Here is a 21,989-nt window from a genome sequence, read left to right on the forward strand (position 1 = left end):
CTTACGCCACCTCGCCTTCCTGGTCGGCATTCTCGTTGACTCCGGCGACCTCGGCCATATAGGCCTCGCAGCACGCCTTGGCGACGGCGCGGACGCGCAGGATGTAGTTGGCACGCTCGACCGCGGACAGCGCACCGCGGGCATCGAGCAGGTTGAAGGCATGACTGCACTTCATGACGCAGTCGTAAGCGGGCAGCGGCAGCTTGCGCTCAAGGCAGGAGTGGCACTCGGCCTCGTAGTCGTCAAACTTCTGACGCATCATCTCGACGTTAGCGACCTCAAAGTTGTAGGCGCTAAACTCGCGCTCGTTCTCCAGGAACACGTCGCCATAGGTCATGGGCGTGCCGTCGGGCAGATAGCTCCACACCAGGTCGTAGACGGAGTTGACGCCCTGGGCGTACATGGCGATGCGCTCCAGACCATAGGTGATCTCGACGGGCACGGGATCGACCTCGATGCCGCCCACCTGCTGGAAGTACGTAAACTGCGTGACCTCCATGCCGTTGAGCCAGACCTCCCAGCCAAGGCCCCAGGCGCCCAGGGTCGGGCTCTCCCAGTCATCCTCGACAAAACGGACGTCATGGTCGTTGGGGTCCAGGCCGATAGCGGCAAGAGACCCCAGGTAAAGCTCCTGGGCGTTGACCGGCGACGGCTTGATGAGCACCTGGAACTGATAGTAGTGCTGCATGCGGTTGGGGTTCTCGCCGTAGCGGCCGTCGGCAGGACGGCGGCAAGGCTGAGCGTAGCAGGTGCGCCACTCGGCGGGGCCGAGCGAGCGCAGCGTGGTCGCGGTGTGGAAGGTACCGGCACCGACCTCGGAGTCATAGGGCTGCATAATGACGCAGCCCTGCTCGCCCCAGTACTGCTGGAGGCGAAGGATGATGTCTTGGAAGGAAAGCGATGAAGCGTTCATGCCTCTAATATCCCCTCGTCGAAACGATTACACGGTTAGGTACTGTACTATAGCGGTTTTTAGTCGATAGCGCCGATGCGGTTGAGCGGCCAGTAGCGCACAAGCGCCACGGCGATCAAATCAGAGCGATCGACGGGGCCAAAGTAGCGCGAGTCGGCAGAGTTTTCGCGGTTGTCGCCCATCACCCACACGCACCCGTCGGGAACGGTGTAGGGATAGCTTACCTGAGCGCCGGGAGCCTGGGCTGAAAGCGGCCAGCTCATGCCGGTAGTGTAGTCCTCGTCGAGCGCCTGGCCGTCAACGACCACCTTGCCGTCCTGAAGGTCGACTGTCTGGCCGGCCGTGGCAATAACACGCTTGACGAGAACATCGTGCTCGGAGGTGCCATCGGGGTTGTGGAACACCACGATATCGCCTTGGCTGACGGGCTGGCCGAGCTCAAGGCTCACCTTTTGCGCCAGGATCTGGTCGCCGATCTCGATCGTGGACTCCATGGAGCCGGTGGGCACCACAAAAGGTTCAACCACAAAAGAGCGAATCAAGAAGGTAGCGACCAGTGCGATCGCGACGACCGCGATCCACTCAAACGCACCCTTTAGCACGGAATGCTGCGATGGAACCATTCTCACTCCTTGCTCTGCGAATACGACGCGTCCAGAATGTCCTGCGCGTATGCGCGCTCCTCGGGCGTAAGCCGCGCCGTCTCGATCAGGTCGGGACGCCAGCGGCAGGTGCGCTCGATGGCATTCTTACGGCGCCAGGCGTCAACCTTGGCATGGTCACCGCTCACGAGCACCGGCGGCACGCCCTCGCCGTTGAACTCGGCGGGACGGGTGTACTGCGCGTACTCGAGCAGGCCACCGTCCTCGGCAGTCGAGAACGACTCATCGACATTGCTCATCTCGTCACCAAGGGCGCCGGGAATCAAACGTACGACGGCATCGGCAACGACCATAGCGGGAAGCTCGCCGCCCGTGAGCACGTAGTCGCCGATTGACAGACGCTCGTCGGCATACGCATACGCGCGCTCGTCGACGCCCTCGTAGCGGCTGCATACAAACAGCAGACGCTCGCTTTTGAGCAGGCGCTCGGCCACATGCTGCGTAAAGGGTTCGCCGCAGGGCGTAAAGAACACCACGGTGGGCTTGGGACCCTCGGAGCTAATAGCCTCGATGGCCTCGGCGATGGGCTCGACCTTCATGAGCATGCCCTGCCCGCCGCCGTACGGCTCGTCATCAACGGTACGATGACGGTCGTGCGTCCAGTCGCGCAGGTTATAGGCCTTGAAATCAAAAAGGCCGGCCTTTCGGGCACGGCCCAAGATCGATGTGGACATGACGGGCTCAAACATCTCGGGAAAGACCGAAAGGGTCTCGATCAGCATGTTTTCCTCCCTACTTATCCATATCGATCAAACCGTCCATAACGTGGACGGAAATTGTCCCCTGATCGGGAAGATCGAGCACAACCTGCTCGATCACGGGAATCAGCACCTCGCCGTACCGATCGCCCTCGACAACCCAAACATCGTTGGCGGGCGTCGACATGATCTCGTCGATCGTGCCGAGCGAACCGAAACGCTCGTCGACCACCTCGCGACCCATCAGATCGGTATAGGCGGCGTCAAGCGAATCGAGCTCAAAGTCGTCACGATTTGCCAGCACGTAGCATCCGGTGATGCCCTCGGCGGCCGTCAAGTCATCAATGCCCTCAAACGAGACCAGATCGCCATCGCCCGTATCGGTGACGGATGTGACCGTGCAAAAACGGTCACGCTTGAGCGCCGGCGGCGTCAAGGCGACGCGCATACCCGGCAACAATACAGAAGGAAGCCCCCGCAGCGGCTGCGCGAGGACCTCCCCCTTCCTTCCGTGCGGCTTGGCCACACGGGCGATGTTTTTGTACTGGGACCTCAAGGTCCTAGCCCAGAACCTCTACCTCGACTGCAGTGTCGAGGCGAGCGGCCAGTGCACGGGCGAGCGTGCGAATGGCCTTGATGGTACGGCCACGACGGCCGATGACCTTAGCGACGTCATCCTCGGCAACCGAAACCTCAATCGTGGAGGCGTCGTCACCATCGATGACCTCAAGGCTCACGGAATCCGGGTCGTCGACGATCTGAACAACGAGATATTCGACGAGATCGGCGATGCGATCTGAGAGCATTGCCTCACCCTCGAGCTGTGCAGCGTCAACCTCAGGCACGATTTACTCCTCGGCGCCCTCAGCGGCCTCAGCGGCAGCCTTAGCGGCCTCGGCCTCTTTGGCGAGCTGCTTCTTGGACTTCTTGACGACGGTCTCGGTCTTCTCGCCCTCGTTGGCGGCCTTGACCAGCGCAGCGACAGCGTCGGTGAGCTGAGCGCCCTTGGACTGCCAATCAGCGATCTTCTCGAGATCGAGGTTGATGGTCTTGGGGGCGGTCATCGGGTTGTAGCGGCCAACCTCCTCGATGATACGACCGTCACGCGGGGCGCGGGAATCGGCGACGACGACACGGTAGTACGGACGCTTCTTAGCGCCGTGACGAGCAAGGCGAATCTTGACTGCCAAAGGAAACTCCTCCAACCAAGCAGCTTTAGGCTGCAACTACAAACAAACAGTTGAACATAATACGCCATCGACGCGGGCAGGTGAAGTCCGTGAGACCAACTTCTTCGGTGTAGTCGAAGGCAAATCCATATCTTAGACAAGAATTCGCGATTTGCAAGCACATCCACGCACCCCACATGAGCTGCGCGGTATACTCATGCCATGAAAAGACGCGAACATACATACGGTTATGAGGATGCTGCGGGCGTCACGCCGCCGCCCTGGACGGGACCGGCGGTGGGCCTCATGGATCTCGATGCGTTTTTTGCGAGCGTGGAGATGCTCGACCATCCCGAGTGGCGCGGCAAGCCGCTCATCGTGGGTGGCGATGCCGATTCCCGCGGCGTCGTGTCCACCTGCTCCTACGAGGCGCGCCGCTTTGGCGTGCATTCCGCCATGCCCTCGGCCGAGGCACGGCGCCTCTGTCCGCAGGCCATTTGGACGCATGGGCATTTCAATCGCTACCACGAGGTCAGCGCACAGGTCATGGCGATTCTCGCCGACGAGACCCCGCGCGTTGAGCGCGTATCAATTGACGAGGCCTTTATCGATATCACACCGGGCCGCTTTGCGCCCGAAGATCCGCTGCTGGTTGCGCGGCGGATAAGCGACCGCGTGGCAGCGCTGGGAGTGACCTGCTCCATTGGCGTAGGCTGCAACAAGACGGTCGCAAAGATCGCAAGCGAGCGGGACAAACCGTTTGGGCTGACCATCGTGCGCCCTGGAACCGAGCAGCGCTTTTTGGCCGCGCTGCCGGTATCTGCCATGAGTGGCATCGGGCGCTCGGCCGAGGAGCGACTGCGCCGCATGCGCATCTATACACTCGGCGAGCTGTCACGCGCGCCCGAATCAACCCTAGCCTCTATTTTTGGCATCAACGGCGAACGCATGCGCCAACGTGCGCTGGGGCTCGAAATCTCCGAAGTCACGAGTCTAGATGAAGAGCGCGAGGTCAAGTCGGTCAGCAATGAACGCACCTTTGCGAAAGATTTGACTGAGCGTCAGGACATCGAAGCGGCGATTGCGCTGTTGGGAGAGTCAGTGGGACGCCGCCTGCGCCGTCAGGGACTAACGGGCGCCACGGTGACGCTCAAACTCAAGTATTCGTATGGAAGCGGTCGCTCGGCACAGCGCCGGCTACCTCATCCGACCGACGATGAGAACATCTTTGTGGCAGTGGCGCTCGAACTTCTCGACAACATCTGGCAGGAAGGCATGCATGTGCGCCTGGCGGGCATCGGCATGAGCGACTTCGACCATCAGGGCGGCATCCAGACCGACCTGTTCTGCGAAGTCGACGACCGCGGAGCCCAATCGAGCGACCGTCGCGACCTCTCAGTCGCTATCGACGCCGTCCGAGACAAGTTCGGCGACACCGCCCTATCCTTCGGCCGTCAATCCCGCTTCAACGATTAGTCCCCATGGCAAAAAGAAAGCCGGTCAGCTGCGAATGGCGCAACTGACCGGCAAACGGTAAAGGGTAGCTAAAAAGCCCCGTCCCAAATGAACTACTAAAGGAGGTCGAGGGGAAGCTGGGGAGCGTCACCCCAGAGCTTCTCGAGACGGTAGAACTCGCGGGCCTCGGGGGTAAAGACATGGACGACGACCGAACCGTAGTCCATGAGCATCCAAGTCTTCTGCTCACGGCCCTCGATGGAAAACGGGTGCTCGCCGCAAGCCTCGGCGACCTTCTCCTCGATCTCGTCAACGATCGAATCGACCTGGCGGTTGTTGGTGCCGGTAGCGAGGACAAAGTAGTCACACACATCGGAAAGCTCAGTCAGGTCGAGCACCTGAACGTCCTCGCCTTTCTTGTCGTAGGCGGCCTGCGCGGCGGCGCGGGCGACATCCTCGGCGGCGACACCGCTCGCGGACAGCGAGGCGGCAGTGCGGTCGGACGTGGCAACGAAGCTCTTGTGCTCCACACCTTCAAGAATCTGCTCGTCGGTCATGGTCTCGTCGGCCATGGAATACCTCTTTCTAGACAGCCCGAGCTAGCGCAGCTGGGCGTAATGGTTGTAAATCGTAATAGCCGTGGGATAAAGATAACGCCCGGTCTGGATCACATAGACCAGACCCTGCGCAAAACAGGAGAAGAACAACTCGTCGAGCGAGGACTTCCCCACCATCTTGCGCAGCGCATGGGCATAATCGCCGTGGCGGTTGGGTTCGATGGCATCGGCCACAAAGACCACCATATCGAGCGGCGTCATGTCGCAAGCGCCCACGGTGTGACGGTCGACAGCCTGAAAGACCGCCGGCGACAGCTCGGGAAAAAGCTGCGGAAGCTCGTAGGCGGCAACCGGGCCATGCAAAAGCGGCGTCGCGGCAGACGGAGAGCCGGCAATCTTAATGCCGTAATGCAGAGCGCGCGTGACCAGCTCGTCGTCGGAGAGCACTTTATCCCAGTCATGGATCAGGCCAGCGGCAGCGGCATCAAAGCGGTCGACACCATACACCTCGGCTAGGTGCAACGCAGTCTCGGCAACCCCGAGCGAATGAACGAAGCGCTTACGCTTATCCTTCATGCGCACATCGAGCAACTCGTGGATACGCGTCAAGAGCGCGCGCTCGTCGTCCTCAAACTGTTCTTCTACCGACAACGTTCTCCCCCATCAATCAAAATCGTCTTGCCCAAGATCGGCATACAGGCCGCGTTTACGGATATAGCCGAGCACGGACTCGCTCGTAAGATAGCGCACGCTCATGCCGCGAGCAACCCGCTTGCGAATGTTGGTCGAGCTAATCGCCAGCGCCGGAATCTGAATATAGCGAACATCGAATGGCAGGCCCGATTCCTTAATCCGCGCCCGGGCCGTATCGATATCAAAGCCGGGACGTGTCGCAGCAATAAAGGTTGCTAGTTCGGCAATCTCATCAGCATTGTGCCAGGTCACAATATCGATAATCGCATCGGCACCCGTAATAAAGTAAAGTTTCACCTGTGGCGGGTAAAACTCGCGAAGGGCACGCAGCGTATCGGCTGTGTAGGTGACACCGGCACGATCGATCTCGAAGCGGCTTGCCAAAAAGGCCGGGTTCGCGGCGGTCGCGAGGACCGTCATGGCATAACGGTCCTCGGCCGGCGTCACCGGTTTGTCGAGCTTAAAGGCAGGAGAGCCCGCCGGCATAAAAAGCACGGCGTCCAAGTCGAGGGACTCACGCGCCTGCTCGGCGGTTACCAGGTGCCCGTAATGAATGGGGTCAAAGGTGCCGCCCATAATGCCGAGCCTAAACTCCTGCCCGCTCTCTATGGGAAGCTCGGGCAGACCGATTCCACCGCGCAGCGACATGGCTTACTCGCCCTCCGGGGTCTCGACGTCTTCCGCAGCAGCAGCGTCATCGGTACCGTCAATGGCATCCACCGCGTCGACAGCCTCCAGGCTATCATCGGCGACGTCAACGACCTCGACGGCGACATCCTCGCTACCGTCCTCGAGCTCGTCCTCAAACTCCGAGAAGTCCTCGGCGCCCTCAAAGTCAAAGGCGCGCTGGCAAATGCGGACCTCGTCGCCCGCACGGCAGCCGGCCTTCTCGAGCGCGTCGTCAACACCCATACGGGCAAACTTATGCTGCAGGTAGATGACGGCTTCCTCATTTTCCCAGTCGGTCTGGATAACCATGCGCTCGATGGCACGGCCGACCACGCGGAAGGCATGGGGCTCTTCCTGAACAATGCGGAAACGCTTCTCGCGCTGCAGACGGCGGCGCTCCCACTCCTCGTCGCGCAGATCGACTGGCTCATCGGAGACCGCAAGCTCGGCGCGGAGCTTGGCCACCTGCTCGCCCACGGCAAGCATCAGCGTGTTGAGACCGGCACCCGTCACAGCGGACACGGCAAAGAACATATGGCCATCGTCGAGTGCCGCACGCTTAAGGTCGGCAATCTTGTCGGCCGTGCCCGGCGCATCGCACTTGTTGGCGACGACGATCTGCGGACGCTCCGAAAGCTCGGCACCATACTGCTCGAGCTCACGGTTGATGATGCGATAGTCCTCGACCGGATCGCGATCCTCAAATCCGCCCGTCATGTCAACGACATGCATAATCAAAGCAGTGCGCTCAATGTGGCGCAGGAACTGATGACCCAGGCCCTTACCCTCGCTCGCACCCTCAATAAGACCCGGAACATCGGCGACGACATAGGAGTACTCGCCGGCACGCACCATGCCCAAGTTGGGCACAAGCGTGGTAAACGGGTAGTCGGCAATCTTGGGACGGGCAGCGCTCATACGCGCGATGAGCGAGGACTTGCCGACAGAGGGAAAGCCCACAAGCGCGGCATCGGCCATGAGCTTCATCTCGAGCTCGATCCAATGCTCCTCGGCAGGCTCACCCAGTTGGGCAAACGCAGGCGCGCGGCGCACCGACGTCACAAAGTGGGTGTTGCCCAGACCGCCGGCACCACCGGGCGCCACGACTACGCGTTCACCGTCGTGCACCAGGTCAGCAATCTCGAACATCGGGGTCTGCGTCTCGGGATCGAGCTCGCGGACTACGGTGCCCATGGGGACTTTCAAAATCAGGTCCTCACCGCTCTTGCCGTTGCGACGGGCACCCTGGCCATGCGTTCCGCGCTCAGCACGGAAATGATGCTTAAAGCGGTAATCGATCAGCGAAGACAGCTGAGCGTCGGCCTGGATGACGACATTGCCGCCACGACCGCCGTCGCCGCCATCGGGGCCGCCCTTGGGAACAAATGCCTCGCGCCTAAACGACATGCATCCGGCTCCGCCGTCGCCGCCGCAAACGTTAATGCGGCTGATATCGGTGAACTGTGACAACAGAATCGCCTCCTACAAAAAAGAGGGAGACCCTTGAATCCTAAAACTCAAGTGCCTCCCACATATGTGCTCTATGAAGGGTGAATTACGCGTTCGCGAGCGGGCGTACGCTGACCCTGTGCTTGATACCCTTGTGGAACTCAACGGTACCGTCGACCAGCGCGAACAGCGTGTCGTCCTTGCCACGGCCAACGTTCTCACCCGGGTGGATGTGCGTGCCGTGCTGACGGACGAGAATCGTGCCCGTGGTTACCGTCTGGCCGGCATAGCGCTTCGTGCCAAGGCGCTGACCGCGGGAGTCACGGCCATTACGGGAGGAACCGAGTCCTTTTTTGTGTGCCATTGTGTATACCTACTCTTTCGTTACGAGTGTAATCTACTCGGCGACGGGAGCCTCGGCAACAGCCTCAGCCTCTGCCTTGACAGCCTTCTTGGCGCGGGAGGTAGCCTGAACCTTCACGATCTTCAGCTTGGTGAGCTGCTGACGGTGACCCTTCAGACGACGATAGCGCTTGCGCTTGTGGAACTTGAAGACCAGCTGCTTCTCGCCCTTGAACTGCTCAACGATCTGAGCGGTAACCTTGGCCTTGGCCAGCTTGTCGGGATCGGTGACGATCTTCTTACCATCGTTGAGGAAGATAACCGGCAGGGTGATCTTGTCGCCCTCATTGCCCTCGATCTTCTCGACGGTGATGACATCGTCGGTGGCGACCTTGTACTGCTTGCCGCCCGTGTTAACGATTGCGTACATGTTTACTTGCCCTTCATGCATCAGTTAGTGCAACAGCCGAATATAGTAGCAGGCGATAATACCCCCGTCAACGAGTATGTGGAGCAAATCCACAAGTTCGCACAGGTATGGGGCTGACGAGTCGGCCCTCGTCGTCCTCGCATGCTTGATTCTGACGCTCGACATCGTAGGAGCAGATGGTCACGAGGTCTTGCATACCGGTGGAAACAATAGGTGCATCGACGCCCGGGGTCAAGCCCTGCAACAAAACATCAGCGGCAGAAAGCAAAATTTCCGGACGCATGGACCCCTCGTTGTCGGCATGGGTGTCGAGCATGAGCACCAAATGGTCCGGGCGCTCCCCTGCCTTAAGCTCATAGCCCACCAGAGTGTGGTCAAGGTCTAGACGCTTGCTCTTCTTACCGCGTGCGTAGTCGATGCCATGGCCCGCGCGCAACGTGTCGATCGCAGCGCGCACCTCATCGGCGCTCACGGGTGCTTCGGCGTCCAAGTGTAGGTCGATACGGTATGACAGACGCGTGAGTTGCGCCGTCAGCGCCGGCGTGCGCACGTCGATGTAGGCGGCCTCGATGGGGGCCAGATCGGCCGGAGAGGCAGCAGCCAGGCGCCCAAACGCCTCGTCGAGTGCAACGAACCCGGTCATAAACAGGTCATACCACTCGCAGGTCGACGACGTTCCCACCGGCAGCGCCGACGAAAAGCCCACGCGCATGTGCGGAGAGAAGCCCTGCGTCACAGCATAGGGCAGACCCGCACGACGCACGATGCGCTCAATGGTATGAATCACTTCGAGATGGCCCAGGTACTTAAGACGGTCGCGCTTGCCATAGCGAACGCGAAGCCTAAAGAGCGTGGGGTTGTCGGTCAGGCGCTCACTCATGCGCGATCACCCACCAATACGTTCTTGACGTGGAGCGTGGGGCAGATTCCGCAGCCGGTGCACGACGTACGGGTACAGTCGGGGGTCGTGACACCCTCCAGCGAGCGGCGGTATTCGCGCTCGAGGAAGCCGCGCGAGCAGCCGGGACTCACGTGCTCCCAGGGCAGGCGCCAGTCCAGTTCGTAGGGCAGGTGCACGAGCTCGTTGAGATCGATACCGTTTTTGGCCGCAGCCGACTTCCAGTTGTCGAGCGAAAAATGCTCCACCCAGGCGTCAAAACGCGAGCCCGCACGCCAGGCGTCGATAATGACCGGCGTCATGTCGCGACCGGCGCGGGACAGCGCGGCCTCGACGAGCGAGGTCTCGGCATCATGGTAGTGAACGCGGACCGCACGGTTACGAACGCTCGTAATGAGCAGCTTCTGACGGCGCTTGACGTCGTCGTAATCGAGCTGCGGGCACCATTGGAACGGCGTGGCGGCCTTGGGGATAAACACCGACACCGAGATGGACACCGAGATGGAGCCGCGACGCGCCTTGGGAACCACGGAGCGGCCGAGCTCGAGCACGTGGTCGGCCAGGTTGGCGATAGCCACGATATCCTCGTCGCGCTCGCCGGGAAGGCCCATCATGAAGTAGAGCTTCATGCGATTCCAGCCCGCCTCGAAGGCCGCCTTGGCCGCACGGTCCAAGTCCTCCTCGGTCACGTTCTTGTTGATGATGTCGCGCATGCGCTGACTGCCGGCCTCGGGGGCAAACGTCAGGCCGCCCTTCTTTTCGCCGGCGACCGACTCGGCCATATCCACGCCAAACGAATCCAGGCGCTGCGAGGGAATGGACACGCGAATGCCCGTATCTTCCAGACGGCGGTTAAGGCGACCGAGCACATCGCGGATGCAGGAGTGGTCGGTGGTCGAAAGCGAGGTGAGCGACACCTCGTCATAGCCGGTCTTTTCCAGGCCCTGGATCACCGATGACACGATCTGGTCGGCCGAGCGCTCGCGTACCGGACGATACGTCATGCCTGCCTGGCAAAAACGGCAGCCGCGGGCGCAGCCACGCAGGATCTCGATAAACAGGCGATCATGGACGAGCTGCGCATACGGCACGCACGACTGAGAAAGCGGATTGGTGGCACCAAAGTCCTCGACGACGCGCTTGTAGACTACCGGCGGGACGTCCTTGCCCTCGCGCGGCACGGTGTAGCCATGCGGCGAGCAGGGCTCGTCATAGCGCACCTCATACAGGGACGGCACATAGGTACCGGCGACCGTCGCGAGCTGCTCGACAATCTGAGCGCGCGAGACGCCCTCGTCGCGCAGACGGCGATGCAGCTGGCAGATCTCGAGCAGCGACTCCTCGCCCTCGCCAATGAGGATGGCATCGAAGAATGCCGCGTACGGCTCGGGGTTATACACCGAGGGACCACCGGCGACGATGATGGGATCGTCCTCGGTACGGTCGGCAGCCAACAGCGGAATGCCGGCGAGATCGAGCGCTTCGAGGAAGTTCGTCACGGCCATCTCGTGCGGCACGTGCATGCCGACGATGTCGAACGAGGCCACGGGCGCTGCTCCCTCGAGCGACAGCAGCGGAATCCCCGCCTCGCGCATGGCATCGCCCATATCGGGCCACGGCACGTAGCCGCGCTCGCAGGAAATGCCCTCGGCCTGATTAAGGATGTTGTAGAGAATGGCGATGCCCTGGTTGGGCAGACCGACCTCATACACGTCAGGATAGATCATGCAGCAGCGGTAATCGGCATCGGCCTTGGAGAGCGTGCCCCACTCATGGTCGATATAGCGACTCGGCTTTTCGACCTTGGCGAGCAAGGGCTCAATCAAATGAAAACAGTCTTGGTACACAGCGCGCAAAAGAAACCCCTAAGCAGCAAGATCGGATGCGTCCTCAAAGGGACCCATGGGACGAGTAGCACCGGCGACCGTGGTCACCAGGTCGCGGACGCGCGAGAACGTGGCGGCAGCCACCTCGTTGGCACGGGTGTAGTCGACATCGCGCTCGTAGAGCGAAACGAGCGCACGGCCCATGCCATAGGTTCCCGCGGCGGCGGTCAGTGCCTTGACGGCAAACCCAATATGCGGCGTCTGCTTTACCAGGGCGCGGGTGACGGCGCGGAGCACCAAGCCGCCGGCAAGGACGCCCGCGACCTCATAACCGCGCTCGGGCTTAATACCGCGTCCAAAGATGGCCGCGAGCTCAAAGAGCATGCCCACCTGCGCCAGCGCCATAACGGGATAATCGGCCCCCGGCAAAAACACCAGCGCGCCCGTCGCCATATTGGTAAGCGCGCACGAGGTGATGATGCGGTTAGCGGCCGCAATACGCATAAAGGCGAAGTTCGCCGCAAATGCCGTCTCCTTGTCCGTGCGATCGAGAATCCAGCGGGCAAGCGTCTCGAGCAGATACGTCTTATCGGTAGCCGCTACCGCGCCGAGCATGGGCGTGGACTCCTGGATAAAAGGCACCTCGACAGCGGACTCGGCCAGCACGCACACGGGGGCGCCGGCAATCACGAGCTCCTGCACGGCGCTCTCAAGGCGGTCAGACCCGCACGAAAGCACCAGCACCACATCGGTATCGGTCTTGGGGACGATACGGTCCTCACCCAGGCGCTCAACGCGCACAATGCCCGACGTCGTCTGTGGCACGAAGGCATCGCGCACCGTCTCGACCAAAAAACGTGAGGCAGACGAATCGAGGTAGACGGACACGCGAACAGGCGTGTCGAAATCCTTCTTGGTAGTCGCGCCCATCTTAAAGACGCGGGTCAGCTTATCCACGGGAATCTTCATAGCAAACCCCTCCAGCGGTTACGCGGCGCCCGAACGATGCCGCCATATGGATTGTACGATACCCACCGTCAGCAACTGGATCATCATCGAGGACGAACCGAAGCTAATGAAAGGCAGCGGAATACCGGTAATCGGCATCATGTCGATGCACATGCCAATGTTCTCGAAGGTCTGGAATGCCCACATGCCGACGATACCTACGCATGACAAGCGTAGGAACAGAGACTCACACTTAAAGGCGACACGAATCGTCGAGAATATAAGCAGCACGTACAGGCACAGCAGCAAAAAGGAGCCGCAGAAGCCAAAAGTCTCGGACAAAAAGGCAAAGACGAAGTCGGTGTGGAACTCGGGCAGAAAGCCACCGGCAGACTGCGTCGCATGGCCCAGCCCTTTACCGAAAAAGCCACCCGATCCAACCGCGATGAGCGATTGCTGCAAGTTGTAGGCATCGTCCGAATCGGCATTGTCGGGGTCGATAAAGACGGTCAGTCGGTTCATCTGGTACTGCTTAATGAGCACATCGTGGCCGAGCAGCGAATCGAAGACAGAATCAAGCGCCAGGACGAGCGCCACCAGGCCCACGAGCAGCGCCAAGGTCGACAGCACCCATTCGCGGCGGGCACCGCTCATGCAGATGACAACAGCACCAGACACCAACACGACCAGGCCCGAACCCAAGTCGCCCATGGCGACGACGGCCAAAAACGGAACGGACAGCATGCCGCAGAGCTTAATGTAGTCGCGAACGGAATCGATGCGGCCGTTGTACTGCGAACCAAGCGTGGCGATAAAGAAGATCGTGATGAGCTTGGCGAGCTCGACCGGCTGGAAGGTGAGACCGATACCGGGAATCTTGATCCAGCCCGTCATGCCTAAGCCGCCCGTATAGGACAGTCCCGGAATCTTGGGCGAGAAAATCACAATGAGGTCGATGACGAGCAGTGCCGTCGAGAAGTTAGAGATGCCGCGCAGATCGGTTCGCCAGACGAGCACCGCAAGCACCGCACCGATGCCGATACCCAGCAGGTGACGCGAGAACGAGGCGTCGGCCTTAAACTGCGAGGCCGACCAAATGATGATGGCGCCATAGGCAACGAGTGCCAAGGTTGCCAGCAGCACGCCGATGTGCACCTTTTGGCGAAACGTACCGCGCGAGGCCGAAAGCTGCTTGTTGACACGGTCCAGGCTGCTGCGGGAACCGGTTTTAGTTGAGCGGAACAGGTCCGCCGGCGAAAAATCCATCGCAACCTCCTATCGAACCGAAGAATCGCCCGTGGCAGAAGATGTATCGGGCTCGTTGTAGATGACGCCGAGCACATCGCGCACGACATGTAGGGCAATGGCAGAACCGCCGCCGCCCTGCTCCAGGACGGTGGCAATTACGTACTTGGGGTCGTCGGCGGGAGCATACGCGCAGAACCAGGAATACTCGTCCTCGCCGCTTTTCTCGCCGGTGCCCGACTTACCGTAGACCTGAGGCGTCAAGTTGGTAAAGTGCGACGCCGTAGTGGCGGAAGTCGAATAGATAACGTCGTGCATGCCGTTGCGCACCAGTGTCAGATCGGCATCACTGTTAATCTTGGCGGTGAGGCGCTTTTTGGAGCCCTTGCCGTTGTAGATATAGGCATCGCCCCCGTCGCCGTCACGCGAGACGGCGGACAGAAACACGTGCGGCGTGAACTGCTTGCCACCGTTGGCGAGCCCCATATAGGCGCACGCCATCTGCAGCGGCGTCACCAAGATATCGCCCTGTCCGATGGCAATGTTGGTCATGTCGCCCGCATTCCACTTGCGATCGTCTGCCGAGGCATCGGAAAAGAAGGATTCCTTCCACTCGGCATCGGGAATACGCCCGGCGCCTTCACTGGGAAGGTCGATGCCGCATGTCGAGCCCAAACCCCAACGGCGGAACATCTCCTGCAGGCCCTCGGGGTTGTCCTTGTCATAGAAGAACGCCTTGCCGATATCGTAGAAAACCGGGTCGCACGAATTTGCGATGCCCGATTGCAGCGTCATGGTTCCATGACCGGAGTGCAGCCAGCAGTACTTGCCCCACTGCTTGCCCAGGCCCGTCCAATAGCCCGTGCAGTCCGTGGTTTGAGACGAGGTGTAGGTACCATATTCGAGCGCGGCGAGTGAAGTCAGCGGCTTGATGGTCGAAGCCGACATGTACTGGCCGCTAATCGCGCGGTTGAGCAGCGGATGCGAGCCCTCATCGTCGTTGAGCTCGGTCCACACATCGTTAGAAACGCCGCCGATAAACACCGACGGATCGAATTTGGGCTCGCTGGCCATGCCCAGAATCTCGCCGTTGTTAGGGTCGAGGCATACCACCGCACCGTTGCCGGCATTGCTGTAGCCCGACTGCTTGGCGCGCGCGATGGCATCAGCAAGAGCCGTCTCGCAGGCTTGCTGAATGGCAAGGTCGATCGTGAGCTTGACATCGGAGCCTGCGCGCGGGGGTACAGCGCCGGCCTGTCCGGTAACGTTACCCGAGGCATCGACCTTTACTGTCTGTTCACCGCGAATACCCTGAAGCAGGTTTTCGTAATAGCTCTCAACGCCAGCCTGGCCTACGATGTCACCCGACTGGTAGGCAATCTTACCCGCAGACTCGTTGCTGTCCTCGGAGGCCTTCTTGTTCTGCGCCTCGATCTGCTCGGAGGTAATGGTGCCGGTATAGCCCAAAATATGGCAGGCGGTCTCGCCATACGGGTACTGGCGCTCGGTGCGCTCGGCAATCTTCACGCCGGGAAACTCACCGGCGTGCTCCTGAATGTAGGCGACAGTAGAGCGACGCACGTCAGTCGCGATGGTATGCAGACTCTGCGCGCCTTCGGAATTGTCCTGGATGTTGCGCAGCACCGCGACATACGGCATGCCAAGTACGTTAGCAAGATGACGCACCAGCACCTTGTCGCCGGCAAGGTCGCGATAGGCGACGACGGCAAGCGAGGGACGGTTCTGTACCAGCGCGACGCCGTTGCGGTCCAAGATGCGACCACGCACGGCGGGCGTGGTAACAGTACGCGTCTGATTGCTCTGTGCCTGCTTATCATAGTAGTCCGACGAGACCATCTGCATGCCCCACAGCTTAACGGCAAGTGCGGCAAACATCGCACCCACGCCCGTGGTAAGGATGGAAAAGCGGCCCTTAAAGGCCGTAGCGGCCGTATTGCCCTCGCCCTCGGTGGCGCGCGGGGCCGTTCCGTGCTGCGTGTCGTAGGTAAAGCGGGAGTCGCCGCGGCGCATAATGACCAGCGCGACCACAATGGCCACGACCAGCACGATACCGGCGATAACGACCGTCATCTGGGAAGACATCTACAGGCCTCCCCTATTTGAGCTTACGGGTCTTGGGCTTAAAGCGCATACCCGTCTGACGCCCACCGCGCGCGGAGAACCCATAGCCAGACTGCGGCGCGACGCCGGACATCAAAAACGGGACGGCGACCAAGCCCGTCAGAATCGAGGACGGCAGGGCGTGCCCAAAGATCGCCACGACAAAACTCGACTCAAGACCCATAAACAGCAGGATAAGGCTGTAGATCACATTAATGGCAAGCGCGAAGGCGCCCACCGTGATGCCGCGAGCGCTCGGGGTGCCGCCCGTCTGACCGGCGGCACTGTGCACCAGGGCAAAGCTACCCACTGTCAGCAACAGCGACATCACGCCCACCGGCACGGCTGCCGACAGGTCGTAGAACAGGCCACTGCAAAAACCGCAGATGACGGCACGCGTGGGGTCGCCCGAAAACACACCCAGGCACACCAGGACAATCATAAAGTTGACGCGACCGCCCGCGATAGAGATCTGCGGAGCCAAGCCCGCCTGCAACAGGACGCAGACAATGGCAGCGATCGCAAAAGCGCGGGAGCCAGCCCCCTGTTCGTGTAGATCCATGGACATGCCTCCCTATTCGCTCGAACCGGAATCATCGGACGCATCGGAGCCGTCGTCCGAGCTGTCGTCTTTGGACTTGGTGGCCGCATCACGCGAGGTGCCCTGCGGCGTACTGTTGGCGCTGCTCACATCCTCGTCCGAAGCCGACTGTTCGTCGGTCAGCGACGTAATGACCAGCACTTCCTCGTTGTTTTCGGCCGTTGTCTGGGCGCGCACGACGATGGTGTAGTACACATCGTTGGCAGACTTTTCCACCGAGGAGACCGTACCGAGCGGCAGACCTTTGGGGAACACGCCGCCGATACCCGAGGTCACGATAATGTCGCCCACCTTCACGTCGGAGTCGACACTCACGTGCTCCAGGCGCAGGGTACCGTCGGGCTGCCCCTGCAGCATGCCCTGAGCGCGTGTATCCTGCACCATGGCGGACACGCCCGAGTTCTCATCACCGATCAGGCGGACGGTGGAAGTCTTAGCCGAAACCTCGATAATCTGACCGATGACACCGGCAGAGCTCGTCACGGGCATGTTGATGGTAAGGCCGTCGGCAGAGCCTTTGTCGATGGTAACGGTCGAGGTCCAGGCATCGCCCGAAGCGCCGACAATGCGAGCCGCGGTGGACTTGAGGTTGTAGGTCGACTGCAGACCGACCAGGCTCTCGAGTCGCTCGGCGGTCTTTTGAGCCTCGGAGAGCTCGGCAACCTTTGACGTCAGGACCTCGTTTTGCTTCTTAAGCTCGTCGAGGGTGTCTTGCGAAGCCGTAAGGTTAGAGAACACGTTTCCGATTGCGTTAAAGGGAGCGGCCACAGCCGAGCCCACAAAACGCACCGGCGAGGTAATCGTCGTCACGCCCGAACGCACGGCATGAATCGGCCCCGCTTCGCCCTCGCGAATGTAAAACGTGAGGAGCAGCACCGAAATCACGCTGAAAACAATCAACGGGCGCATACCCGTTGATTGTCGCTTGGTATTCAGATTTGAAGAGAAACCCGAAGATCGTGCCAAATGGAATCCACCTTTTGGAAATTAAGCATTGGTCTGGACGAAGCCACCGTCAAACGCGTTGGCCTCGAGCACGCGGGCACAGCCGTTGACGACGTTGTCGAGCGCCGTAGGGCTAACGTTGACCGAAACGCCGGTCTCATCGCGCAAACGCACATCGAGACCGCGCAGCAGCGCACCGCCGCCGGTCAGAAGGATGCCGTAGTACATAAGGTCCGAGGCAAGATCGGGCGGCGTGGCGTCGAGGGCGTCCTTGACGGCCTTGGCCATCTCGTCGAGCGGCTTGTTGAGCGCGCGGCGAATCTCCTCGCTCTCGATGCGCACGGTCTTGGGCAGGCCCGTGATCACGTCGCGGCCGTTGACCTCGACGTCGAGCTCGTCCTTGAGCGGCACGGCAGAACCGACCTTGATCTTGATGTCCTCGGCCGTGCGCTCGCCGATAGCCAGGTTATAGGCATCGCGAACGTGGGTAAGGATAGCCTGGTCAAACTCGTCACCGGCAATGCGGATGGACTGCGAGACGACGATACCGCCCATGGCGATAACGGCGACCTCAGTGGTACCGCCACCGATATCGATGACCATGGAGCCGGTGGGCTCCTCGACAGGCAAGTCGGCGCCGATGGCAGCGGCCATGGGCTCCTCGATCAGGTATGCCTGGCGGGCACCGGCCTGGATCGTAGCCTCAAAGACAGCGCGCTTCTCGACCGACGTGACGCCGGAGGGGACGCAGACGACAACGCGCGGACGCGGGGTCCACGGATAGCGCTTTTCGGACGCCTTGTCGATAAAATAGCGAAGCATGGCCTCGGTAACGTCAAAGTCGGCGATAACGCCGTCCTTAAGGGGACGAACGGCCACAATGTTACCGGGCGTACGGCCGAGCATGCGCTTTGCCTCGATACCGACAGCCAGGATGCGCTCATCGTTCTTGTCGATGGCGACAACGGAGGGCTCGCGAATGACGATGCCCTTGCCGCGCACGGAGACAAGCGTGTTGGCGGTGCCGAGGTCGATGGCAAGATCGCCCGCATAGCTACCGAAGAACATATCCATCAAAGAAAACAACGCAACTCCTGATGTGTTGGATGATTGCTGGAAAACTACTAGCCCATCATACTAGCGCAAGCCCGGCACCTCACTTGCGGTGAAGCACCGGGCAGCGCCAAATCTCATAAGGTCACTACTGGTTGTCAGCGGCGGAGAGATCGATGTCGAGCGAGGAGACGGTCCAACCGATATGGTTGTCGGAGCGCACGAACTTGACGGTGTACTCCTGCTCGCCGCCCTTGGACAGCGACGCCTTGACCTTGGCGGTGGTCTCGGTCATAGACTGATCCATGCCCTCGATGGAGACGGTGGCGCCCTGCGGAATCGAGGAAACGATCATCGACTTGGCGTCCTCGGACAGGCTGGAGGCCAGGCAGGACTCGGCCTTGGCCGTGTCGCCATCACCGGCGGCCTGGAACAGGTCGGTGACAACAGACTCCTGCGAGGGGAAGCCCAGGCCACGCGTATAGGCAAAGCCAAGACCGCCTGCGGCAAGGACAATCAGCAGAAGCAGCACCAAGAAGACCTTGAGGCCAGTATGGCGATGGCGACGACGGACCTTGGCCTCCTTGCGGTCCTGCTGAACCATCTCGGACTCGGACAGGGTAAAGAAGCCGGTGTCCGAGGGGTCGGGCATAAACTGGCCGGTAGCACCCGTGGGGTCGAGCGGGTCGACGGCCGGAGCATCCATCGCGGGAGCCGGAGCCGTGGCCATGGCCGTCTGGGCCGAAAGCGCAGCGAGGGAATCTTGCACGCGGGCAAGCTCATCGGCCTGCTCGGGCGTGAGCTGGTAGATGCCGTCGGCGGTGGCGGCGTTAAAGGCATCGAGCGCGTCAGAGGGGCGACCGGCGACAGAGAGCGCCTCGCCCATACCGGCGTTAAGCGCACGCGTGTCATCGCGCGGACCGGCAAAGTCGATGGCCGTGCGGTAGGTCTCCACGGCGTCTGCCGGACGGCCGAGTTTAATAAAGCAGCGGCCAAGATCGCCGAGGGCGGCGGCAGGAGCCGGGTTGGCCCCATCGATGGCGGCCTGACGGAAGGCGGTACCGGCGTTGGCGTAATCGCCCGACTGGAACAGGGCGTTGCCCAGGCCCAGATAGGCCTTAAACGGCGTCGCATAGGATGCATCCTGCGTTGCGGCAGAGAACGCCTGGGCTGCGGTCGCATAGTCACCCACGGCAGCAAGCGCCTTACCGCGGTTGGTGAGCAGCGCGCCGCGCTTGCCATAGGTACCGTCGTTGAGGGCGGCGGCGTAGGCCTCAGCGGCCTCGGCATACATGCCCAGGTGCATCAAGGCGTTGCCGCGCAGATGGTCGGCCTCGCCCATAATCTCGCTGGGAGTCTTTGCCGCACCGAGCATCTGGGCGGCAGCGGAATAATCACCCGCGCGATAAGCGGCGCGGCCCTGTTGGATCAGCTGGCTATTCAAGGAAGTCCCCTTTACTCGTGAACGATCTCGACGTGGACGATCTCGTCGCCGGCACGCAGCTGCGAAATCACATCGAGGCCCTCGACCGTGGTACCAAAGACGGTGTAGCCGGAGTCGAGGTTATGCTGGGCGCCCAGGCAGAAGTAGAACTGCGAACCCGCAGAATCGGGATCCATCGAACGTGCCATGGCAAGCGCGCCGTCGACATGGCTGTTACGCGGATTGGTAGCGAACTCGCCCTTGATGCAGTAACCAGGGCCGCCGGTACCAGGCATGCCGTCGGGGCCCTCAAGGCCGGCGGCGACATCGGCGCCGGACATATCGCGGGTATTGGGGTCGCCGCCCTGGATCACAAAACCGGGCACATAGCGATGGAACTTAAGGCCATCGTAAAAACCCATCGTGGAAAGCTCGCAGAAGTTGGCCACGTGGATGGGAGCGCCCTCGCCGTCAAACTTGACCTTGATGGTGCCCTTCGACGTCTCGATCACCGCGCACTCATCGCCGGAAAGCTGGTACTCGGGCGTGTAGAGCTCTTTCTTAAAACCAAACATGTGGTTCCTTCCTCGTGCGTTTAAAGCATATTTGTTCGAATTGTAGCAATAAGCACAGGCTTTCATCAATTGCGCACGCAGGTTATACCGCTTAGGCGCATTAATTACGAACGCTGTCGCGGCTTCCAAGCGCCCACGTTGGCATCGTACTGGTTGAGCGCGCTGTTGCCGCCCTGCGCCATGGGTGCCAAGATCTCGCTCTGGCGAGCGCTCATCGACTCACCATCGGGGATGGAAAGCGAAATGTCCCAGCTCTGGCAGATCACGTCGACGCGCTCGTACATCCACTCGGCAAGCTGCTTGAGGTGTTCGATGTCTTCGGCATAGACCGTGCCGTCCTGGTACTTAAGATTGTCGAGTTCGTCCTGTGTCTGCTTGATGCGGTCGCGCAGGTCATAGGCGCTCTGCGACATCTCCTGGCGCGTGCTGAGCGTAGAGCGCAGATAGCCGCTGTTAAAGGAGGTGATCACCTCGCCGATCTGGTCCTCGGTGTTGTACGAGAGGATCGTCTGGTAGATCTGGTCGAGCTTGGCATAAAGTTCATCGTCAGTGAGCACGACCTCCTCCTTGACCACGTCGGAGGTGTCGTCGCCATCGCTCTCATCGACCTTGGCGACATCGTCCTGAGTCTGCTCGCCCTTCTGGCGCGAAGGGAAAGTACTCTGCGCGGCATGGCCAAACTCGCTATAGAATCCCGGCATGACGCCCAGGGGGTCGGTCGTCACAAACCAATAGGCACCGCCGCACACGGCCGCGAGCAACGCAACGACGATAACCGGCTTGGGAATATGGCGCTTATGCTTATGGTAGGCATCCTCGTCGGGATGCACCTTGCGCTTGGGCTTCTGTTTGCTGGACTGAGCATCGTCTCGCAGGGAAACCGGCGTCGGCATGTCCACCTTAGGGATGCCGAAGTCCTTGTCGAAGGCCGGCAGCACACAAGTCTCGTTGGGATCGGCGGCGTCCGAAAGCACCGCAGCGGCAGACGCCGGTGCATGGGGCACCTCGGTATCGATCTGCTCCTGCGTCAAGCGCGGAAAGCCGGCCGTGCGGCCTGCCGCCAGATCGGATGCAGCCGCGTCTTTGGAAAGGATGCCCGGGGCGGGGCGCCCGCACTTGGGACAGGTACGGTCATGCGGGGACAGGCGTGCGCCGCAACCATCGCAGAATACGAACTCGGTATGCTCGGGACCGTCGCCCGGACCAACGTATGCGTTGCAGTAGGGGCAGAACGAGGCGCCGTCTTCTATAGTCTTAAGGCAATGCGGGCAGATCACGGCTTCCTCTTTTCGGAGCAATTCATACAGTCGAGGTTAG

General features: G+C 60.9%; 24 protein-coding genes. 1 reads left to right on the plus strand and 23 read right to left on the minus strand.

Features of this window, described 5'->3' with window-relative positions; genetic code table 11:
- Nucleotide 1 precedes the first annotated feature (1 nt).
- Genes V2391_RS02910 through rpsP form a run of 6 tightly spaced genes read right to left on the minus strand, consistent with a single transcriptional unit; the run spans nucleotide 2 to nucleotide 3,463 of the window.
- Entirely contained in the window at nucleotides 2-913 is a 912-nt protein-coding gene (locus V2391_RS02910; RefSeq protein WP_006236091.1) for a glycine--tRNA ligase subunit alpha, read from the minus strand.
- A 59-nt stretch (nucleotides 914-972) separates the two neighbouring features.
- Nucleotides 973-1,536 (minus strand): signal peptidase I, encoded by a 564-nt coding sequence (gene lepB, locus V2391_RS02915; protein WP_329738184.1) that lies wholly within the window; start codon nucleotides 1,534-1,536, stop codon nucleotides 973-975.
- Between the two features lie 2 nt (nucleotides 1,537-1,538).
- Nucleotides 1,539-2,297 (minus strand): tRNA (guanosine(37)-N1)-methyltransferase TrmD, encoded by a 759-nt coding sequence (gene trmD / locus V2391_RS02920; RefSeq protein WP_006236088.1) that lies wholly within the window; start codon nucleotides 2,295-2,297, stop codon nucleotides 1,539-1,541.
- Between the two features lie 10 nt (nucleotides 2,298-2,307).
- Complete coding sequence (rimM, locus tag V2391_RS02925) at nucleotides 2,308-2,829, minus strand: ribosome maturation factor RimM (protein ID WP_329738185.1); 522 nt, start codon at nucleotides 2,827-2,829, stop codon at nucleotides 2,308-2,310.
- 4 nt (nucleotides 2,830-2,833) lie between these two features.
- The gene (locus V2391_RS02930) at nucleotides 2,834-3,079 is read right to left on the minus strand and encodes a KH domain-containing protein (protein WP_171021534.1); all 246 of its coding nucleotides are present in this window, start codon (nucleotides 3,077-3,079) and stop codon (nucleotides 2,834-2,836) included.
- Nucleotides 3,080-3,121: 42 nt separating this feature from the next.
- The gene (gene rpsP, locus V2391_RS02935) at nucleotides 3,122-3,463 is read right to left on the minus strand and encodes a 30S ribosomal protein S16 (protein WP_022094749.1); all 342 of its coding nucleotides are present in this window, start codon (nucleotides 3,461-3,463) and stop codon (nucleotides 3,122-3,124) included.
- A gap of 201 nt (nucleotides 3,464-3,664) precedes the next feature.
- On the opposite strand from rpsP, the gene dinB reads away from it, so the two are divergent.
- Entirely contained in the window at nucleotides 3,665-4,918 is a 1,254-nt protein-coding gene (dinB, locus tag V2391_RS02940) for a DNA polymerase IV (protein ID WP_329738186.1), read from the plus strand.
- Nucleotides 4,919-5,013: 95 nt separating this feature from the next.
- On the opposite strand, the gene rsfS is transcribed toward dinB, so the two are convergent.
- The 17 genes from rsfS to V2391_RS03025 form a co-directional block, all read right to left on the minus strand.
- Nucleotides 5,014-5,469 carry a ribosome silencing factor gene (gene rsfS, locus V2391_RS02945; RefSeq protein WP_329738187.1) on the minus strand — a complete coding sequence of 152 codons (456 nt, stop codon included), beginning with the start codon at nucleotides 5,467-5,469 and terminating at the stop codon, nucleotides 5,014-5,016.
- A gap of 27 nt (nucleotides 5,470-5,496) precedes the next feature.
- Complete coding sequence (yqeK, locus tag V2391_RS02950) at nucleotides 5,497-6,030, minus strand: bis(5'-nucleosyl)-tetraphosphatase (symmetrical) YqeK (protein ID WP_329738235.1); 534 nt, start codon at nucleotides 6,028-6,030, stop codon at nucleotides 5,497-5,499.
- A gap of 87 nt (nucleotides 6,031-6,117) precedes the next feature.
- Nucleotides 6,118-6,795 (minus strand): nicotinate-nucleotide adenylyltransferase, encoded by a 678-nt coding sequence (gene nadD / locus V2391_RS02955; RefSeq protein ID WP_329738188.1) that lies wholly within the window; start codon nucleotides 6,793-6,795, stop codon nucleotides 6,118-6,120.
- Between the two features lie 3 nt (nucleotides 6,796-6,798).
- Nucleotides 6,799-8,286 carry a GTPase ObgE gene (obgE, locus tag V2391_RS02960; RefSeq protein ID WP_329738189.1) on the minus strand — a complete coding sequence of 496 codons (1,488 nt, stop codon included), beginning with the start codon at nucleotides 8,284-8,286 and terminating at the stop codon, nucleotides 6,799-6,801.
- A gap of 85 nt (nucleotides 8,287-8,371) precedes the next feature.
- Nucleotides 8,372-8,629, minus strand: a complete 258-nt coding sequence (rpmA, locus tag V2391_RS02965; RefSeq protein ID WP_006236075.1) for a 50S ribosomal protein L27 — start codon at nucleotides 8,627-8,629, stop codon at nucleotides 8,372-8,374.
- Nucleotides 8,630-8,662: 33 nt separating this feature from the next.
- On the minus strand, nucleotides 8,663-9,037 hold the full coding sequence (gene rplU, locus V2391_RS02970; protein WP_117786063.1) for a 50S ribosomal protein L21: 375 nt from the start codon (nucleotides 9,035-9,037) through the stop codon (nucleotides 8,663-8,665).
- Between the two features lie 67 nt (nucleotides 9,038-9,104).
- Complete coding sequence (locus tag V2391_RS02975) at nucleotides 9,105-9,917, minus strand: TIGR03936 family radical SAM-associated protein (protein WP_329738190.1); 813 nt, start codon at nucleotides 9,915-9,917, stop codon at nucleotides 9,105-9,107.
- Entirely contained in the window at nucleotides 9,914-11,791 is a 1,878-nt protein-coding gene (locus tag V2391_RS02980; protein WP_329738191.1) for a TIGR03960 family B12-binding radical SAM protein, read from the minus strand. The genes V2391_RS02975 and V2391_RS02980 overlap by 4 nt, the downstream gene beginning before the upstream one ends.
- A 9-nt stretch (nucleotides 11,792-11,800) precedes the next feature.
- On the minus strand, nucleotides 11,801-12,730 hold the full coding sequence (locus V2391_RS02985; RefSeq protein ID WP_329738192.1) for a YcjF family protein: 930 nt from the start codon (nucleotides 12,728-12,730) through the stop codon (nucleotides 11,801-11,803).
- 18 nt (nucleotides 12,731-12,748) lie between these two features.
- On the minus strand, nucleotides 12,749-13,975 hold the full coding sequence (locus V2391_RS02990; protein ID WP_329738193.1) for an FtsW/RodA/SpoVE family cell cycle protein: 1,227 nt from the start codon (nucleotides 13,973-13,975) through the stop codon (nucleotides 12,749-12,751).
- A gap of 9 nt (nucleotides 13,976-13,984) precedes the next feature.
- Nucleotides 13,985-16,057 carry a penicillin-binding protein 2 gene (mrdA, locus tag V2391_RS02995; protein ID WP_329738194.1) on the minus strand — a complete coding sequence of 691 codons (2,073 nt, stop codon included), beginning with the start codon at nucleotides 16,055-16,057 and terminating at the stop codon, nucleotides 13,985-13,987.
- Nucleotides 16,058-16,070: 13 nt separating this feature from the next.
- Entirely contained in the window at nucleotides 16,071-16,637 is a 567-nt protein-coding gene (locus V2391_RS03000; RefSeq protein ID WP_329738195.1) for a hypothetical protein, read from the minus strand.
- A gap of 12 nt (nucleotides 16,638-16,649) precedes the next feature.
- A complete protein-coding gene (gene mreC / locus V2391_RS03005; protein ID WP_329738236.1) occupies nucleotides 16,650-17,585 on the minus strand; it encodes a rod shape-determining protein MreC in 936 nt (311 codons plus the stop codon).
- A gap of 78 nt (nucleotides 17,586-17,663) precedes the next feature.
- Nucleotides 17,664-18,695 (minus strand): rod shape-determining protein, encoded by a 1,032-nt coding sequence (locus tag V2391_RS03010; RefSeq protein WP_006236061.1) that lies wholly within the window; start codon nucleotides 18,693-18,695, stop codon nucleotides 17,664-17,666.
- A 127-nt stretch (nucleotides 18,696-18,822) separates the two neighbouring features.
- On the minus strand, nucleotides 18,823-20,118 hold the full coding sequence (locus tag V2391_RS03015) for a tetratricopeptide repeat protein (RefSeq protein WP_329738196.1): 1,296 nt from the start codon (nucleotides 20,116-20,118) through the stop codon (nucleotides 18,823-18,825).
- 11 nt (nucleotides 20,119-20,129) lie between these two features.
- Nucleotides 20,130-20,672 (minus strand): peptidylprolyl isomerase, encoded by a 543-nt coding sequence (locus V2391_RS03020; protein WP_329738197.1) that lies wholly within the window; start codon nucleotides 20,670-20,672, stop codon nucleotides 20,130-20,132.
- Nucleotides 20,673-20,776: 104 nt separating this feature from the next.
- Nucleotides 20,777-21,949 (minus strand): zinc ribbon domain-containing protein, encoded by a 1,173-nt coding sequence (locus V2391_RS03025; protein ID WP_329738198.1) that lies wholly within the window; start codon nucleotides 21,947-21,949, stop codon nucleotides 20,777-20,779.
- Nucleotides 21,950-21,989: the final 40 nt, after the last annotated feature.

Origin of the sequence: Collinsella sp. CM84Y_54 (assembly GCF_036317945.1) — a bacterium.
In the GTDB taxonomy this organism is placed as follows: Bacteria; Actinomycetota; Coriobacteriia; order Coriobacteriales; family Coriobacteriaceae; genus Collinsella.

Bases quoted from the DNA above. Each gene is read 5' to 3' on its own strand.
- rplU (WP_117786063.1), bottom strand. From the start codon at position 9,037: ATGTACGCAATCGTTAACACGGGCGGCAAGCAGTACAAGGTCGCCACC.
- rsfS (WP_329738187.1), bottom strand. From the start codon at position 5,469: ATGGCCGACGAGACCATGACCGACGAGCAGATTCTTGAAGGTGTGGAG.
- V2391_RS02990 (WP_329738193.1), bottom strand. From the start codon at position 13,975: ATGGATTTTTCGCCGGCGGACCTGTTCCGCTCAACTAAAACCGGTTCC.
- yqeK (WP_329738235.1), bottom strand. From the start codon at position 6,030: ATGAAGGATAAGCGTAAGCGCTTCGTTCATTCGCTCGGGGTTGCCGAG.
- V2391_RS02985 (WP_329738192.1), bottom strand. From the start codon at position 12,730: ATGAAGATTCCCGTGGATAAGCTGACCCGCGTCTTTAAGATGGGCGCG.
- V2391_RS02975 (WP_329738190.1), bottom strand. From the start codon at position 9,917: ATGAGTGAGCGCCTGACCGACAACCCCACGCTCTTTAGGCTTCGCGTT.
- V2391_RS02910 (WP_006236091.1), bottom strand. From the start codon at position 913: ATGAACGCTTCATCGCTTTCCTTCCAAGACATCATCCTTCGCCTCCAG.
- lepB (WP_329738184.1), bottom strand. From the start codon at position 1,536: ATGGTTCCATCGCAGCATTCCGTGCTAAAGGGTGCGTTTGAGTGGATC.
- V2391_RS03010 (WP_006236061.1), bottom strand. From the start codon at position 18,695: ATGGATATGTTCTTCGGTAGCTATGCGGGCGATCTTGCCATCGACCTC.
- V2391_RS02930 (WP_171021534.1), bottom strand. From the start codon at position 3,079: ATGCTCTCAGATCGCATCGCCGATCTCGTCGAATATCTCGTTGTTCAG.
- nadD (WP_329738188.1), bottom strand. From the start codon at position 6,795: ATGTCGCTGCGCGGTGGAATCGGTCTGCCCGAGCTTCCCATAGAGAGC.
- V2391_RS03020 (WP_329738197.1), bottom strand. From the start codon at position 20,672: ATGTTTGGTTTTAAGAAAGAGCTCTACACGCCCGAGTACCAGCTTTCC.
- mrdA (WP_329738194.1), bottom strand. From the start codon at position 16,057: ATGTCTTCCCAGATGACGGTCGTTATCGCCGGTATCGTGCTGGTCGTG.
- trmD (WP_006236088.1), bottom strand. From the start codon at position 2,297: ATGCTGATCGAGACCCTTTCGGTCTTTCCCGAGATGTTTGAGCCCGTC.
- dinB (WP_329738186.1), top strand. From the start codon at position 3,665: ATGAAAAGACGCGAACATACATACGGTTATGAGGATGCTGCGGGCGTC.
- rpmA (WP_006236075.1), bottom strand. From the start codon at position 8,629: ATGGCACACAAAAAAGGACTCGGTTCCTCCCGTAATGGCCGTGACTCC.
- mreC (WP_329738236.1), bottom strand. From the start codon at position 17,585: ATGCGCCCGTTGATTGTTTTCAGCGTGATTTCGGTGCTGCTCCTCACG.
- V2391_RS03000 (WP_329738195.1), bottom strand. From the start codon at position 16,637: ATGGATCTACACGAACAGGGGGCTGGCTCCCGCGCTTTTGCGATCGCT.